The organism is Streptomyces sp. NPDC043896, from assembly GCF_056435605.1.
Genome location: NZ_JBWKEE010000001.1, coordinates 287,888 through 301,568, shown reverse-complemented (window position 1 = coordinate 301,568; position 13,681 = coordinate 287,888). Strand labels below are relative to the sequence as shown.

Genomic DNA, 13,681 nt, shown 5'->3' with positions numbered 1-13,681 from the left:
TCACAAGGGGTCCTTCAGCCCCAGCAGGTCCGCCGCGTTGTGCCAGAGGATCTGCTGGAGCTGCCAGTTCGCCAGGCCCAGTGCCGCGTACTTGGCGAGCTCGACGGTGGGATGTTGGAGCGGGTACTCGGATCCGAAGAGCAGCCGGCGGGCGCCGAGCCGCTCGATGGCGAGCCGGATGACGATCGAGTAGCCGCCGGAGGTCTCCAGCAGGATGTTGGGGCTGTCCTTGATCAGCCCGATCCCGTGGAGGTCGATCTCGCCGACGCCCGAGTGGCCGAGTACGAAGGTCACCCGGGGGAACGCGGCGGCGAGCGCGACCAGGTCGGCGACGGTGGCGCCGGGGCGGTGCAGGCACACGGTGTAGACGGGGTGGCGGTGCTCCTCGGCGATCCTGACGAGGGCGTGGGTGCGTTCGTCCGCGAAGGGCACCCCGTGCACCGCCGGTGAGATCTCCACTCCGCGGAACTCCTCGGCCCGCGCGGCGTAGGCGCAGGGTCCCCGGTGGGGGTTGGCGAAGTGGAAGGGGACCAGCCGGCCGCCGGAGGCCCGGCAGCCGGCGAGTACCGCGTCGTTGTCGGCGTCGGTCTCGATGTGGCCCCCCTCGACCAGCTGCCGGGACAGCCGGTCGAGGGGGATCGTGCCCCCGGCGGAGACGGCCGCCCGGGCGATTCCGTGCGCGTCCATCGTGTCGAGGAGCCGGCGGGCCGCGCCGTCCTGCGGGGTGAGGCGCGCGTGGAAGTCGAAGACGGGCGGGAGGGTTTCCGCGGGGGTCACGGGGATCACTTCTCCAGGCAGAACTCGTTGATCGGGTAGCCGACGTGGCGGTCCTCGGTCGGCAGGTAGCCGAGCACCTTGTCGCCGGGCTTGAGCTCGGTGGAGTTGAGGACGACACCGCCCGGGCCGAGGACCCGCACGTGCCAGTCGTCCTGGAGGATCAGGTTGGCGGTGCGTCCGTCGGGGCCGACCGCGTCGATGGAGATCAGCGGGCGGGTCTCGATCTTGACGCGGCCGACGGTGACCAGGCGGGTGTTGCCGTGGATGTCGACGGCGGTGACCCGGGAGCCGGACTTCAGCTCGCTGAGGTAGTTCGTCCGCTCGTTGTTGCCGATGGTGTACGAGTGGATGCCGCCGGCGTTGACGCGGAAGGGGCGGGTCGGCATGTACGGCAGCGGGTGGGTCTCGCTGACGCACAGGATCATGCCCTTGGAGTGCGAGCCGATGAGCAGGCCCTCGTCCTCGCCGAAGTGGGTGGCGGTGTCGACGCAGGCGCGCTCGCCCATGCCCACGTGGGCGGTGGCGGTGACGGTCAGCTCGGTGAGCTCCAGGTTCGGCACGCCGGCCTCGGCGGCGGCCTTCAGGGCGGTGGCGTCGCCGACCTTGGCCGGGGCCATGAGCACGCCGTCGGAGCCGAGCTCCAGGACACCGAAGATGATCTCGGCTTCCTCGACGTCCTGGGCGACGGTGATCAGGGAGCCCTCGGCGCGCGCGGCCGCGGCGATCACGATCTCCAGCGGGATCTTGGTCGGGTCGCGGAAGAGGAGCAGGCTCCACTTCTCGGTGCGGCCGGACTGGCAGGCGTCCTCCAGCGTGTCCGCGTCGATGATCTCGACGAAGCGGCCGAACTCGACCTCGGGGTGGCGCAGCGCCAGCTCGGCCGGCTCGCCGTGCTTGGCGGGGTCCACGATGACGACGTCGGCGGAGCCGAAGCCCTCCGGCAGCGCCTTGCCCTGCGGGAAGAGGACCTTCTTGACGGTCGGCGGCAGCCCTTCGAAGTCGGCGGCGTCGTCGGAGAGTATGCCGTCGACGCGGGCGTGGAGGGCCTCCTGGACCACCGCGTCCTTGGCGGAACCGACGGTGCGGATGTCAACCCAGCTGAGCTTCATTCAGTGACTCCTCGTGGATGTACGTGTATGGGGACATGCATGAGTACGGGACGGCGTACGCGACGTGCCGCGCGGGCAGGCGGGTGAGCGGGTGCGCGGGTGGTACGCGGACGGGTGCGGGCGCGCTCGGCGCGCGCTCGGGACCCGCCGGGGCGACGGACGGACCCCCCTCGGAGACCGCTCGAAGCCCGGCAGGGGTCAGACGCGGGCGGGCCTGCGGACGACCGGGGGTGCCGCCGGCAGGCCCAGGGCGGCCTCGGGGCCGGCGTCGGCGTGGATGAGATCGGCGAGCCGGCGGGCGAGGGCGGCCGGGTCGGCGGCCTGGAAGACGTTGCGGCCCATGGCCACACCGGCGGCGCCGCCCTTGAGCGCCTCGTTGACGTAGCCGGCCACCAGTTCCGGGGTGTCGAGGCGGGGTCCGCCCGCCACGATCACCGGTACCTGGGCGCCGTTGACCACGTCGGCCATCTCCGACGGGTTGCCGACGTAGACGGTCTTCACGATGTCCGCGCCCAGGTCGGCGGCGAGGGTGATGGCGTGCGCCACCAGCTCGGGGTCGAAGGGGTTGGTGACCCGCGGACCGCGCGGATACATCATCGCCATCAGCGGGACGTTCCAGCGGTCGCAGGACTCGGCCACCGTGGCCAGGTCCTTGATCTGTCCCCGCTCGTCGTCCGCGCCCACGTTGACGTGCACGCTGACCGCGTCGGCCCCGAACCGCAGGGCCTCCTCCACGCTCGCCACCAGGTACTTGGCGTCCGGGTCGGGAGCGTGCCGGGTGCTGGCGCTGAGGTGGACGATCAGCGAGGTGCCGGCGAAGTGGCGGGGGTCCACCGAGCGGACACTGCCCTTGTGGAGGACGATGGCGTCCACGCCGGAGCCGGAGAGCTGGCCGGCGAGCCGGTTCAGACCGCCGGGCACCTGGAGCGGGCCGTCGCTGACCGAGTGGTCCAGCGGGACGACGAACAGCCGGCGGCTGCCCTCGTGATAGAGCCTGTTGAGCCGGGCCTCTCGACCGTATGCGTGGTGCAGCGTCATCGTGACTCCTCCCGTTAGGCGGCTGCGTGGCTGCCGGCTGATCCACACCTTGCCAAGGGAAGGGGTGACGGCTCATCACGCGAACACGGGATCCGGAACGTGATGGCGTACGTGAGGCCCCCTCCCGCGTACGGGAGGGGGACACGCCCGCGTACGGGAGGGCGAGTTCCGGGGGGCGCGGCGCGAGGGCGTCTCCGAGGCGTGCGGGAAGGTGCCCTTCGGGGCGGTGCGCGGGCGCCTCCGGGACGTGCGGGAGGGGGCTTCCACACGGGTGGAGCACAGTTCCCCCACGTACGGAAGCGGACGCTCCGAGCCTGCGGGAGCCCGTCCTCCTCACACCCCGTCACGGCCTCTGGAGCGGGACCTGAAGGAGACCTGGTGCCCGGCTTTACCAGGGCCGCCGTGTCCGTCTTGTCTCCGTCCGGGCACCGGGACCTACTCGCCGGTTCGGGTTAGCGTCTGGCTGCCCGCGGTCCATCGGCCGCGGGGACAGCCCAGATCTGTGGAGGCCCACAGCGCGACGGGCCGTTGAGTCGGGCACGTGCCCGACGGGGGAGGGAATAACACACAGTGTCCGAGCACGAGAGTCCACTCGTAGGCCGGAGCAACGAACTCAGCACGCTGCACCGGGCCCTGCTCAAGGTCCGGAACGGCACGGGCGGGTGCGTCGTCATCGAGGGGTACGCCGGCCTCGGCAAGAGCCGGCTCCTCGCCGAGAGCGAGCGCCAGGCCGCCCGCCACGGCATCGCGGTCGCCCACGGCCAGGCCACCGAACTCGACCACGTCGTGCCGATGGCCAGCCTGCTCGGCGCCCTCAGCGCCGGCCCCGAACCGGTCCTGGACCGCGAGACCCTCAGCTCCCTCGCGGGCGGCGGGTTCACCGAGTCCGGGCGGTTCTGGCTGGTCCACCGCATCGCCGAAGCCATCGAGGAGGCGGCCCGCCGCCGCCCCCTGGCCGTCGTCCTCGACGACATGCACTGGGCCGACGAACTCACCGCGCAGGCCCTGCGCATCCTGCTGCCGACCCTGCACGCCGACGAGGTCCTGTGGCTGCTGGCCCTGCGCCCGGCGCGCGGCGCCAGCCCCGTGCACGACCTCGCCGAACGCCTCGTCGCCGACGGGGCCCAACGCCTCACCCTGGCACCGCTGTCCGGGGACGAGGTGGCCGAGCTGTGCACCCGCACCCTGGGCAGCGCGCCCTCCGCACAGCTGCTGGCGCACGCCGAACGCAGCGACGGCAACCCGTTCCTGCTGGTCGACCTGCTCTCGCGGCCCGACACCGGACAGCCCTGCGCCGCCGTACCGCGCGGCTGGCTCACCGGGCTCTCCGAACCGGCCCGGCGGGTGCTGGAGGTCGGCTCCGTACTGGCCCGCCCCTTCAGCGTCGCCGAGGCCGGCGGGCTGCTGCACCTGGCCGGCGCCGAGCTGAACAGCGCCGTCAGCGAGGCCGTCGCCGTGGGCATGCTCATCGGCACCGGCTCCGAACTGCGCTTCCGCCACGACCTGATCCGCGAGACGGTCTACGGCACGCTGCCCGGACCCGTCCGGCACGCCCTGCACCAGGAGGCCGCCGGGGTGCTGCGCGCCACCGGCCGGCCCGCCGCCGAGATCTCCCAGCACCTGGCGCGCGGCGGGCAGCGCGGCAACCGCGAGGCCATCGACACGCTGCACCTCGCCGTGCGCGAGGCCGCCGCGCAGTCCTCCGGGATCGCCGCCGACCTCATGCTCCAGCTCCTCGACCTCGTCGAGGAGGACGCCCCCGACCGGCCGGGACTGCTCACCGAGGCGGTGCAGCTGCTGGCCAACGCCGGACGGCTCGACCAGGCGCGGGAGCTGGGCGAGCGGGCGCTGGAGAGCGGGCTCGCCCCCGGGGAGGAGACGGCGATGCTGCTGGCCCTCGCCGAGGCCCTCAAGCACGCCGGGCACGACCGGCTCGTACTGGACTACGTGGGCCGGGCCCTCGCCGCGCCGACGGCGCTCGGGGCGGTCCGGGCCGAGCTGTACGCCGTACAGGCCCACGCCCTGCTGTCCTTCCCCGGCATCGCGGCCGCCGAACGGTCCGCGCTCGCCGCGCAGCAGGCCGGACGGGCTTCGGGCGCGGCCTCCGCGGTGGTCTTCGCGACGGTGGCGCGCAGCGTGACCGCGCGCGGCCGGGGGGACATCAGCCATGCGCTGACCCTGGCGGGCGAGGCCGTACAGCTCGCCGAGACGGGCAGCGCCGAGGCCCGCCGGCGCCACCCCCGCCTGTGGCTGGCCCGGGCGCTGGTGTCGGCCGACCGGTTCGGTGAGGCCGACGCCGTCAACGAGCTGGGGCGGCGCGAGGCCGAGCGGATCGGCAGCGCCTGGTCGCACCCGCTGTGGTCGCTCAACCGGGCCGCGCTCAAGCTCATGGGCGGCTTCCTGGAGGACGCCCAGGCCGAGGCCGAGGCGGGCGCCCGGGTGGCCGACCAGCTGTCCGCGCGGGCCGTCGCCCCGCACCTGCTGGCCATGCTCGCGCGGATCGCGCTGCTGCGGGACGAGCGCCGGGAGGCGGCCGAGCTGATCCGCGAGTCCCGCGGGCAGGCGATGGCCTCGCTCGGGGCGATCCCCCACTTCGTCGACTGGATCTCCGCGCTCCAGCTGGAGGCCGACGGCCGTCCGCGGGAGGCCCTGCGGACCGCCGCCGGGGTGGTGTCCTCCCTCGACGACTCCCTCCTGTTCCTGTCGGAGGAGCCCTGCGCGGCGGTGCAGCTGGTACGGATCGCACTGGCCGCCGGAGCGCCCGAGGACGCCCGTACGGCGGTGCGCGCGGCCCGGCGGCTCGCCGCCGCCAACCCGGGCACCGGCTCCCTCGCGGCCTTCGCCGACCAGGCCGCGGGACTGCTGGAGGGGGACGCCGACCTGCTGCTGAAGGCCGCCGACGCCATGCGCGACAGCCCGCGGCGGCTGTCCGCGGCCTCTGCGCTGGAGGACGCCGCCGTGGCGGCGGGGGCGCGGGGGGTGCCTCTGCTGGAGGAGACGCTGGCCGCGTACACGGAGATGGGGGCCCGGCGGGAGATCGCCCGGGTCCGCGACCGGCTCGGGGGCCTGGTACCGGCTCCGGCGGCGGCGCGTGCGGCGGGGGCTGCGGGGGCCTTCGGCGCGGGCGGGGAGCAGGGCGTGGAGCTGACGCCGTCCGAGCTGAGGGTCGTACGGCTGGTGGTGGAGGGGCTGACGAACCGGGCGGTGGCCGACCGGCTGTTCCTGTCCCCGCACACCGTGGACACGCACCTGCGGCACGCCTTCGCGAAGTACGGGGTGAACAGCCGCGTGGAACTGGCCCGGGCCTTCCTGGCCGTCGGACGGTGACCCGCCCGTCACCCCGGGGGGAGGGGGGCCGAGGGGCACGGGCCGGGGGGCCTGAGCCGAGGGGCACGGGCCGAGCGGCCTGAGCCGAGGGGCACGGGCCGAGGCGCCTGAGCCGAGGGGCACGGCCCGCCCCCGGGGTGACGAGCGCAACACCCGGGTCCGCGGGGGGTGGGCGGCTTCACCCATTCCGCAGGCCGGAAGGGGGCGGGGCCGCCGTTTCAAAGGGTGGACAGGGCCGGAGTCCTTTCATCGCGCGAAGTGGGACATATCGCTCGGCTGAATTCCACCGGAACGGCCGAGCGGGCGCGCGGCGGGGCCCGTAAGCTCCCGTCATGCAGGTGATCCAGTCAACGAAACTCGCCAATGTCTGCTACGAGATCCGCGGACCCGTCCTCGAAGAGGCGATGCGGCTCGAAGCGGCAGGTCATCGCATCCTCAAGCTGAACACCGGCAACCCCGCGGCCTTCGGCTTCGAGTGCCCGCCGGAGATCCTCGAGGACATGCTCCGCAACCTGGGCAACGCCCACGGCTACGGGGACGCGAAGGGCCTGCTGTCGGCGCGGCGCGCGGTCATGCAGCACTACCAGACCAAGGGCATCCACCTGGACGTCGAGGACATCTACCTCGGCAACGGCGTCTCCGAGCTGATCCAGATGTCGATGCAGGCGCTGCTGGACGACGGCGACGAGGTTCTGGTCCCCGCCCCGGACTACCCGCTGTGGACCGCGTCCGTCTCGCTGGCCGGCGGCACCGCCGTGCACTACCGCTGCGACGAGCAGTCCGACTGGATGCCCGACCTCGCGGACATCGAGCGCAAGGTCACCGACCGCACGCGCGCGATCGTGATCATCAACCCGAACAACCCGACCGGCGCCGTCTACGACGACGAGATGCTGCGCGGGCTGACGGACATCGCCCGCCGGCACAACCTGGTGGTCTGCTCCGACGAGATCTACGACCGGATCCTCTACGACGGCGCCACGCACACGAACACCGCCGCGATCGCGCCGGACCTGCTGACGCTCACGTTCAACGGCCTGTCCAAGAACTACCGCGTCGCCGGGTACCGGGCGGGCTGGCTGGCGGTCTGCGGGCCGAAGAAGCACGCCTCCTCGTACATCGAGGGCCTGACGATCCTGGCCAACATGCGCCTGTGCGCGAACATGCCCTCGCAGCACGCGGTGGCCACCGCGCTGGGCGGGCGGCAGTCGATCGTGGACCTGGTGCTGCCGGGCGGGCGGCTGCTGGAGCAGCGCGACACGGCGTACGACCTGCTGACGCAGATCCCGGGCATCACGTGCGTGAAGCCCAAGGGCGCGCTGTACCTGTTCCCGAAGCTGGACCCGGCGGTCTACAAGGTCAAGGACGACCGGCAGATGGTCCTCGACCTGCTGCGGGCCGAGAAGATCATGGTCGTGCACGGTACGGGCTTCAACTGGCCCGAGCCCGACCACTTCCGCATCGTGACCCTGCCCAACGCCAAGGACCTCGCGGACGCCGTGACCCGGATCGGGCGCTTCCTGGACGGGTACGGGCAGCCGTAGGGGGCGCACGGCCTGCGCGGTGCCTGCGCACCCTGCACGCCCTGCACGCCCTGCACGCCCGGTGCCGCTCCAGGACTCCAGCGGGAAGCACTCCAGTGCTCCAGTCGGGCTCTGCCAAGATTCAACTCAACCTTAGACCGGTTCCAATGTAGGATGGCCTCCTGACCACGCAGGAGGCCTCCTCATGTACGAACCGAGCCGTCCCAAGTCGGTCGTCCACCGAGTGGACGGCAACCGGACCGACCCCACCGCGTACCCGCACAGCAGCCGGGGCGAAGCCCTCGACATCCAGCTCGCCGGACACCTCGCCGCGCTGCTCGCCGTCACCGACGAGCTCGGCCTCGACGACGACGGCGCCGTACGCATCGCCGCCCAGGTCACCCGACTGCGCGGCTCCCACCCCGTCCGCGTCGCCTACCCGGCCCTGGCCGACGGCGCCGACACCCGCACCCTGCACCGCCGCGCCCGCGACCTCGCGGCCCGCGCCCTGCTCGTCGCCGCGTCCCGCGCCGACACCGCCGCCGCGATCCTCGCCGCCCAGCGCATGGACGCCCACACCGCCGCCCTCGAAGCCCCCGACCGGGCCGGCGCCCACTGACGGCCCCGGTCCGGGACCGCGCAGGCTCCGGACCGGGCGCCACGGCTCACGACGGCGCGGCGGGCTCAGGCCCACCGCGCCGTCGCGTTTCGGCGCGCCTCGGGCTGCCCTCTCTGCCCCCACGGGTGGGTGGCCGGGGGCGGTAGCCCCCGCGACCACCCCCGCCGCCACCCCCGCCACCCCGCACCACACCCGGGCCCCCGCCGCCCACACCGGGCCGACCGCCTCCGCGCGGGCCGGCGGGGTGTCGGCGGCCAGGGCCGGGAGGGGGACCAGGGCGCGGGCCTCCCGGGCGTCCGGCAGCGCGGGCGGTCCGTCGCGGAACTCGACCGTGGCGACGTACGAGCCCTCGCCGCGGGCCTCCACCACCGCCACCGCGCGCCGGCTCGGCGGGTCGATCCGGCACTCGGTGATCCGTACGTCCGGCGGTGTCGCCGCCGGGGCCGGAGAGCCGCCGGCCCACACGTACAGCCCCAGCGGGGCGAACACCAGGAGGGCCGACAGGCCGACCATGCCCACCACCCACCCCTGCCACCTCAACGCGCTCACGCCCATTCCCCGATCCTCCCGCCGCCCGTCCCCGCCCACCAGCACCGGCCGACCCGGACAGCATTTCGAAGCGGGACCGTCTGGACACCCGGCGTTCACCCAACGCCGCGCGGAATGTGGGTTTCCGTGAGCAGGCTGCACCCGTGAGACGCATCCTTGGAATCGCTCTGGCGGTCCTCCTGGTAGGCGGCGTGATCGCCGTCATCGTCCTCGGGGGGACCGGAACACCGGAGGGCACGGCAACGAAGACCGTGCGTGGCGTCATCGGGTCGGAGAAGTCCGAGTTCTTCCGCGACCCCGACGTCGTCAAGGCCCTTGCAGCCAAGGGCTACACCGTGAAGACGGAGACCTCGGGCTCCTGGGCCATGGACCAGCTGGCCCTCAAGGAGTACGACTTCGCCTTCCCCAGCAGCAGCGAGCCCGCCGACGAGATCGCCGCCAAGGCGGGGGTGAAGGGCGCGCAGAGCGCGAAGCCCTTCTTCTCCCCCCTCGTCGTCATCGCCCGCGCCAACGCGGCGAAGGTCCTCGCCGACAACGGCCTCGTCAAGATGAACGGCAAGAACACCGGCACCCTGCTGATGGAGCCCTTCCTCAAGGCGTCCGCCGAGGACCGCACCTGGCAGCAGCTCCCCGGCTCGGCCTCGCACACCGAGCTGACCGGGACGGTCTTCATCAAGACCTCCGACCCCACCACCTCCAACTCCGGCGCCCTCTTCATCGGGGCCGCCTCCAACGTCGCCAACAACAAGACGGTCGTCTCCGACGACGCCGGCGTCGAACGCACCGCGCCCCTCCTCCGCAAGCTGATCTCCGTCCAGGGCTCCCTGGAGCCGAGCACCGACGGCCCGTTCCGCTCCTTCGTCAGCGGCAGCGGCGAACCGCTGGTCCTGGCCTACGAGGCCCAGGTCGCCGCGCTGCTCCTGCAGAAGGAAGCCACCGGAGAGGCCGCGAGCATGGTCGTGCTGTACCCGGACACCACCGTCAACTCCCCGCACACCTTCGTGCCGCTCGGCGAGAAGGCCAACGACCTCGGGACGCTCCTCGCCACCGACAAGAAGCTGCGCGAGCTGGCCCTGCGGCACGGCTTCCGCCCGCAGGAGGGCACCGCCGAGTTCTCGGCGTCCACCGCCCGGTACGCCGGGTACCTCAACCCGGAGCTGACCGGGATCCGCCAGGTCAGCGCACCGACCGTGAAGGTCCTGGCGGCGCTGGCGAACCGCGCCAAGGGACAGGGGGGCACGCCGTGACACCGACACCGCCCGAGGACGGCCCGCTCGTGCTGACCGCGCCCGAGCCCGTACCCGCCGTGCAGCGCGAGCAGGCCTCCGGCCTCGTACCGCTCCAGGACGGGGTCCAGGAGGAGATGGCCCGCCGGGCCCGGGAGTACGTCGGCCAGCTCGCCGGCATCGACGTCCGCTCCCCGGAGTTCGCGACCCGCCTGGGCGACATCACCGCGCTCGGCTCCGCCGACATGCGCACCGCCGCCCACCAGTCCAACCGGATGCTGGAGCGCGCCGTGCGCTCCCTCGGCACGGACGGCGGCGGCGACGCCCAGGCCCGCGTCGCGGGCTCGCTCGTCGAGCTCCGCCGCACCGTCGAGGACCTCGACCCGCGGGACGCCCCCGCCAAGGGGGCCCGCAAGCTGCTGGCGAAGCTCCCGGGCGGCAACCGGTTCCGCGACCACGTCGCCAAGTACGCCTCCTCCCAGGCCACCTTGAACCGGATCGTCGGCGCGCTGCGCGGCGGACAGGACGAGCTGCGCCGCGACAACGCGGCCCTGCACACCGAGCGGGCCCGGCTCTGGGAGACGATGGGCAAGCTCCAGGAGTACGCGGTGCTCACCGAGGCCCTGGACGCGGCCGTCGGGCAGCGGATCGCCGAAGCCGACCGCACCGACCCCGCCCAGGCGGACGCCCTCCGCTCCGACGTGCTGTTCCCCGTACGCCAGAAGCACCAGGACCTGCTCACGCAGCTGGCCGTGTGCGCGCAGGGCTACCTGGCGATGGACGTGGTCCGGCGCAACAACGAGGAGCTCATCAAGGGCGTCGACCGGGCCGCGACGACCACCGTCTCGGCGCTGCGCATCGCGGTGATGCTGGCCTCGGCCCTGGACAGCCAGCGCAAGGTCGTCGAGCAGGTCAACGCCCTGAAGGGCACCACCGAGGAGCTGATCCGGGGCAACGCGGAGATGCTCGCCACGCAGACCGGGGACATCCAGCGGATCGCCGCGGACCCGGCGGTCGGGGCGGAGACGCTCCGGACGGCCTTCGCGCAGATCTACAAGACCCTCGACGCGATCGACACCTTCAAGATCCAGGCCACCGAGAACATGGCGGCGACGGTGGAGTCCCTGACGGGCGAGCTCCAGGCGGCCTCGGCCCACCTGGCCCGCACCCGCACCGCGAGCGCCCTGGAAGGCGGCGACCGATGAAGGCGCGCACCACGAGGACGAGGACGAGGACGAGCACGAGGCCGGGGCCGTACACGGCGCGCGTACACAGGCGCCTCGCGGCGGCGGTGGTGCTGGCCGCGACCCTGCTGGGCGCCACGGCCTGCACCTCGGACGACCCCGCCCCCACCACCGCTTCCGGCGGCAACGGCGGCAACGGCGGCAAGCCGCAGGAGTACAAGGAGGGCCGGCTCCGCGTGCTGGCCTCCAGCGAGCTCACCGACATGGCGCAGATCCTCAAGGACGCCAAGGCCGCCACCGGGGTCTCCGTCGACTTCACCTGGTCGGGGACGCTGGACGCGGCCGAACAGGTCGCCTCCGGCAAGGCGGACGGCACGTACGACGCGATCTGGCTGTCCTCCAACGACTACCTGCGGCTGCGCCCCGAGGCCGCCGCCAAGCTGGCCAACGAGACCCCGGTGATGTCCTCACCGGTCGCCATCGGCGTGAAGCCGGAGGCGCTGGCCCGCCTCGGCTGGAAGCCGGAGGAGGTGACCTGGTCGGCGGTCGAGGAGGCCGTGGCGGCCGGGAAGCTGACGTACGGGATGACGGACCCGGTGCGCTCCAACTCCGGCTTCTCCACGCTCGTCTCGGTGGCCTCCGGCCTCTCCGGCGCGCAGTCGGCGCTGACCGACGCGGACGTGCAGAAGGCCCGGCCCCGGCTGAAGGAGTTCTTCAAGGGGCAGAAGCTGACCTCCGGCTCCTCGGGCTGGCTGGTGACGGCGTACGCCAAGCGGGACGACGTGGACGCGCTCGTCAACTACGAGTCGGTGCTGCTGTCGATGAACGACCGGGCCAAATCCCCGCTGAAGGTGATCCGCCCGAAGGACGGGGTGGTCACCGCGCACTACCCGCTGACGCTGCTCACCTCGTCCCCGGCCGGGGCGCGGGAGTCGGGCCGGCTGCTGACGGAGTACCTGCGGGGCGACGCCGCGCAGAAGGCGATCACGGAGAAGACGTTCCGGCGGCCGGTGGCGGCCGGGGTGGCCCCGGCGGGCGGGCTGGACACCTCGGTGCGGCGCGAACTGCCCTTCCCGGGCGCCCGGTCGGTGGCGGACGGGCTGCTGGCCTCGTACGAGAACGAGCTGCGCCGGCCCTCGCGGACGGTGTACGTGCTGGACACCTCGGGCTCGATGGAGGAGGGGGACCGGATCGGCCGGCTGCGTGCGGCGCTCACCGACCTGACGGGCACGGGCACTTCGGGTACGGGGCAGCGGTTCCGGGACCGCGAGGAGGTGACGCTGCTGCCGTTCGGCGACAAGGTGAAGGAGGTGCTCACGCACGTCGTCGAGCCGGGCAATCCGGGGCCCGCCCTGGACGCGATCCGCGGTGACGTGAAGTCGCTGCGCCCGCAGGGGGGTACGGCCGTCTACGCCAGCCTGAAGGCCGCGTACCAGCACCTGGGGCAGGGCAACGCCGACGCGTTCACCTCGATCGTGCTGATGACGGACGGGCAGAGCGGGGACAAGGTGAAGGACTTCGACTCCTTCTACGCCGGGCTGCCGCAGGCGCAGAAGCGCACGCCGGTCTTCGCGGTGCTGTTCGGGGATTCGGACCGCAAGGAGCTGACGCACATCACGGAGCTGACCGGTGGCCGGCTCTTCGACGCGACCGAGGGGAACGGCTCCCTGGACGGGGCCTTCGAGGAGATCCGTGGCTACCAGTAGAGCGCTCGCGTACCTGGAGTCGAAGAAGAACCTGTCGGGCAGTGCCTGCGGGCTCCTGGGGCTGGGCCTGACCCTGGCCGGGGTGGCGGGCACGTACTGGCCGGTGGTGATCGCGGGGCTGTACGGGGCGGGCGCGCTGATCGCCCCGCCGGACCGGACGCCGCCGCCGCTCTTCCCGGGCCCGGCCGAGCAGCTGGACCTCGTACGGGAGGACCTGGGCCGGCTGCGCGAGTACGTGGCGGAGGTGGAGCTGCCGCCGGCGGCGGAGGGGAAGCTGAGCGAGCTGCTGGACCTGTACGCGGCCCTGCTGGATCCGGGCTGGGTGGCGCAGGTGCTGGCGGCGGAGCCGGAGGCGGTGCACGCGCTGGCGCGGGCGGTCCGGCTGGACGTGCCGGAGTGCGTGGACACGTACAACCGGACGCGTTGGTGGACCCGGCTGACGCCGGGCGGGGAGTCCCCTGAGCGGCACCTGGAGCGGCAGCTGTCGGTGCTGTCGGAGGAGGCGGAACGCCTGACGGCGGACCTCCAGGACAGGGAGGCCCGCCGTCAGCAGACGCACACGGCCTATCTGGAGGAGCGCGGACGCTCCTGAGGCGGGCGGCGACCGGGACAGTGGCGCCGGC

The 13,681-nt window shown here is 73.2% G+C and carries 10 protein-coding genes; 7 read left to right on the top strand and 3 right to left on the bottom strand.

Annotation, left to right across the window (positions count from 1 at the left end):
• From AC069X_RS01445 to AC069X_RS01435, 3 genes are all read right to left on the bottom strand, one after another.
• Complete coding sequence (locus tag AC069X_RS01445; RefSeq protein ID WP_478723876.1) at positions 1 to 777, bottom strand: amidohydrolase family protein; 777 nt, start codon at positions 775 to 777, stop codon at positions 1 to 3.
• Between the two features lie 5 nt (positions 778 to 782).
• Complete coding sequence (locus AC069X_RS01440; protein ID WP_478723874.1) at positions 783 to 1,886, bottom strand: 3-dehydroquinate synthase II family protein; 1,104 nt, start codon at positions 1,884 to 1,886, stop codon at positions 783 to 785.
• 198 nt (positions 1,887 to 2,084) lie between these two features.
• Complete coding sequence (locus AC069X_RS01435; protein ID WP_478723872.1) at positions 2,085 to 2,924, bottom strand: 2-amino-3,7-dideoxy-D-threo-hept-6-ulosonate synthase; 840 nt, start codon at positions 2,922 to 2,924, stop codon at positions 2,085 to 2,087.
• Between the two features lie 570 nt (positions 2,925 to 3,494).
• Here AC069X_RS01435 and AC069X_RS01430 point away from each other — a divergent pair.
• The 7 genes from AC069X_RS01430 to AC069X_RS01400 all read left to right on the top strand — a co-directional run bounded on the left by AC069X_RS01430 (position 3,495) and on the right by AC069X_RS01400 (position 13,650).
• Entirely contained in the window at positions 3,495 to 6,251 is a 2,757-nt protein-coding gene (locus AC069X_RS01430; RefSeq protein ID WP_478723870.1) for a helix-turn-helix transcriptional regulator, read from the top strand.
• Between the two features lie 332 nt (positions 6,252 to 6,583).
• Positions 6,584 to 7,795 (top strand): pyridoxal phosphate-dependent aminotransferase, encoded by a 1,212-nt coding sequence (locus AC069X_RS01425; RefSeq protein ID WP_478723868.1) that lies wholly within the window; start codon positions 6,584 to 6,586, stop codon positions 7,793 to 7,795.
• Between the two features lie 184 nt (positions 7,796 to 7,979).
• Complete coding sequence (locus tag AC069X_RS01420; RefSeq protein ID WP_478723866.1) at positions 7,980 to 8,393, top strand: SCO4983 family protein; 414 nt, start codon at positions 7,980 to 7,982, stop codon at positions 8,391 to 8,393.
• A 692-nt stretch (positions 8,394 to 9,085) separates the two neighbouring features.
• On the top strand, positions 9,086 to 10,189 hold the full coding sequence (locus tag AC069X_RS01415; RefSeq protein ID WP_478723864.1) for a hypothetical protein: 1,104 nt from the start codon (positions 9,086 to 9,088) through the stop codon (positions 10,187 to 10,189).
• Positions 10,186 to 11,373 (top strand): toxic anion resistance protein, encoded by a 1,188-nt coding sequence (locus tag AC069X_RS01410; RefSeq protein WP_478723862.1) that lies wholly within the window; start codon positions 10,186 to 10,188, stop codon positions 11,371 to 11,373. Before AC069X_RS01415 ends, AC069X_RS01410 begins: the two co-directional genes overlap by 4 nt.
• Before the next feature lie 86 nt (positions 11,374 to 11,459).
• Positions 11,460 to 13,058: a substrate-binding and vWA domain-containing protein gene (locus tag AC069X_RS01405; RefSeq protein WP_478724341.1), complete on the top strand. Its 1,599-nt coding sequence runs from the start codon at positions 11,460 to 11,462 to the stop codon at positions 13,056 to 13,058.
• Complete coding sequence (locus AC069X_RS01400; protein ID WP_478723860.1) at positions 13,045 to 13,650, top strand: hypothetical protein; 606 nt, start codon at positions 13,045 to 13,047, stop codon at positions 13,648 to 13,650. The genes AC069X_RS01405 and AC069X_RS01400 overlap by 14 nt, the downstream gene beginning before the upstream one ends.
• Positions 13,651 to 13,681: the final 31 nt, after the last annotated feature.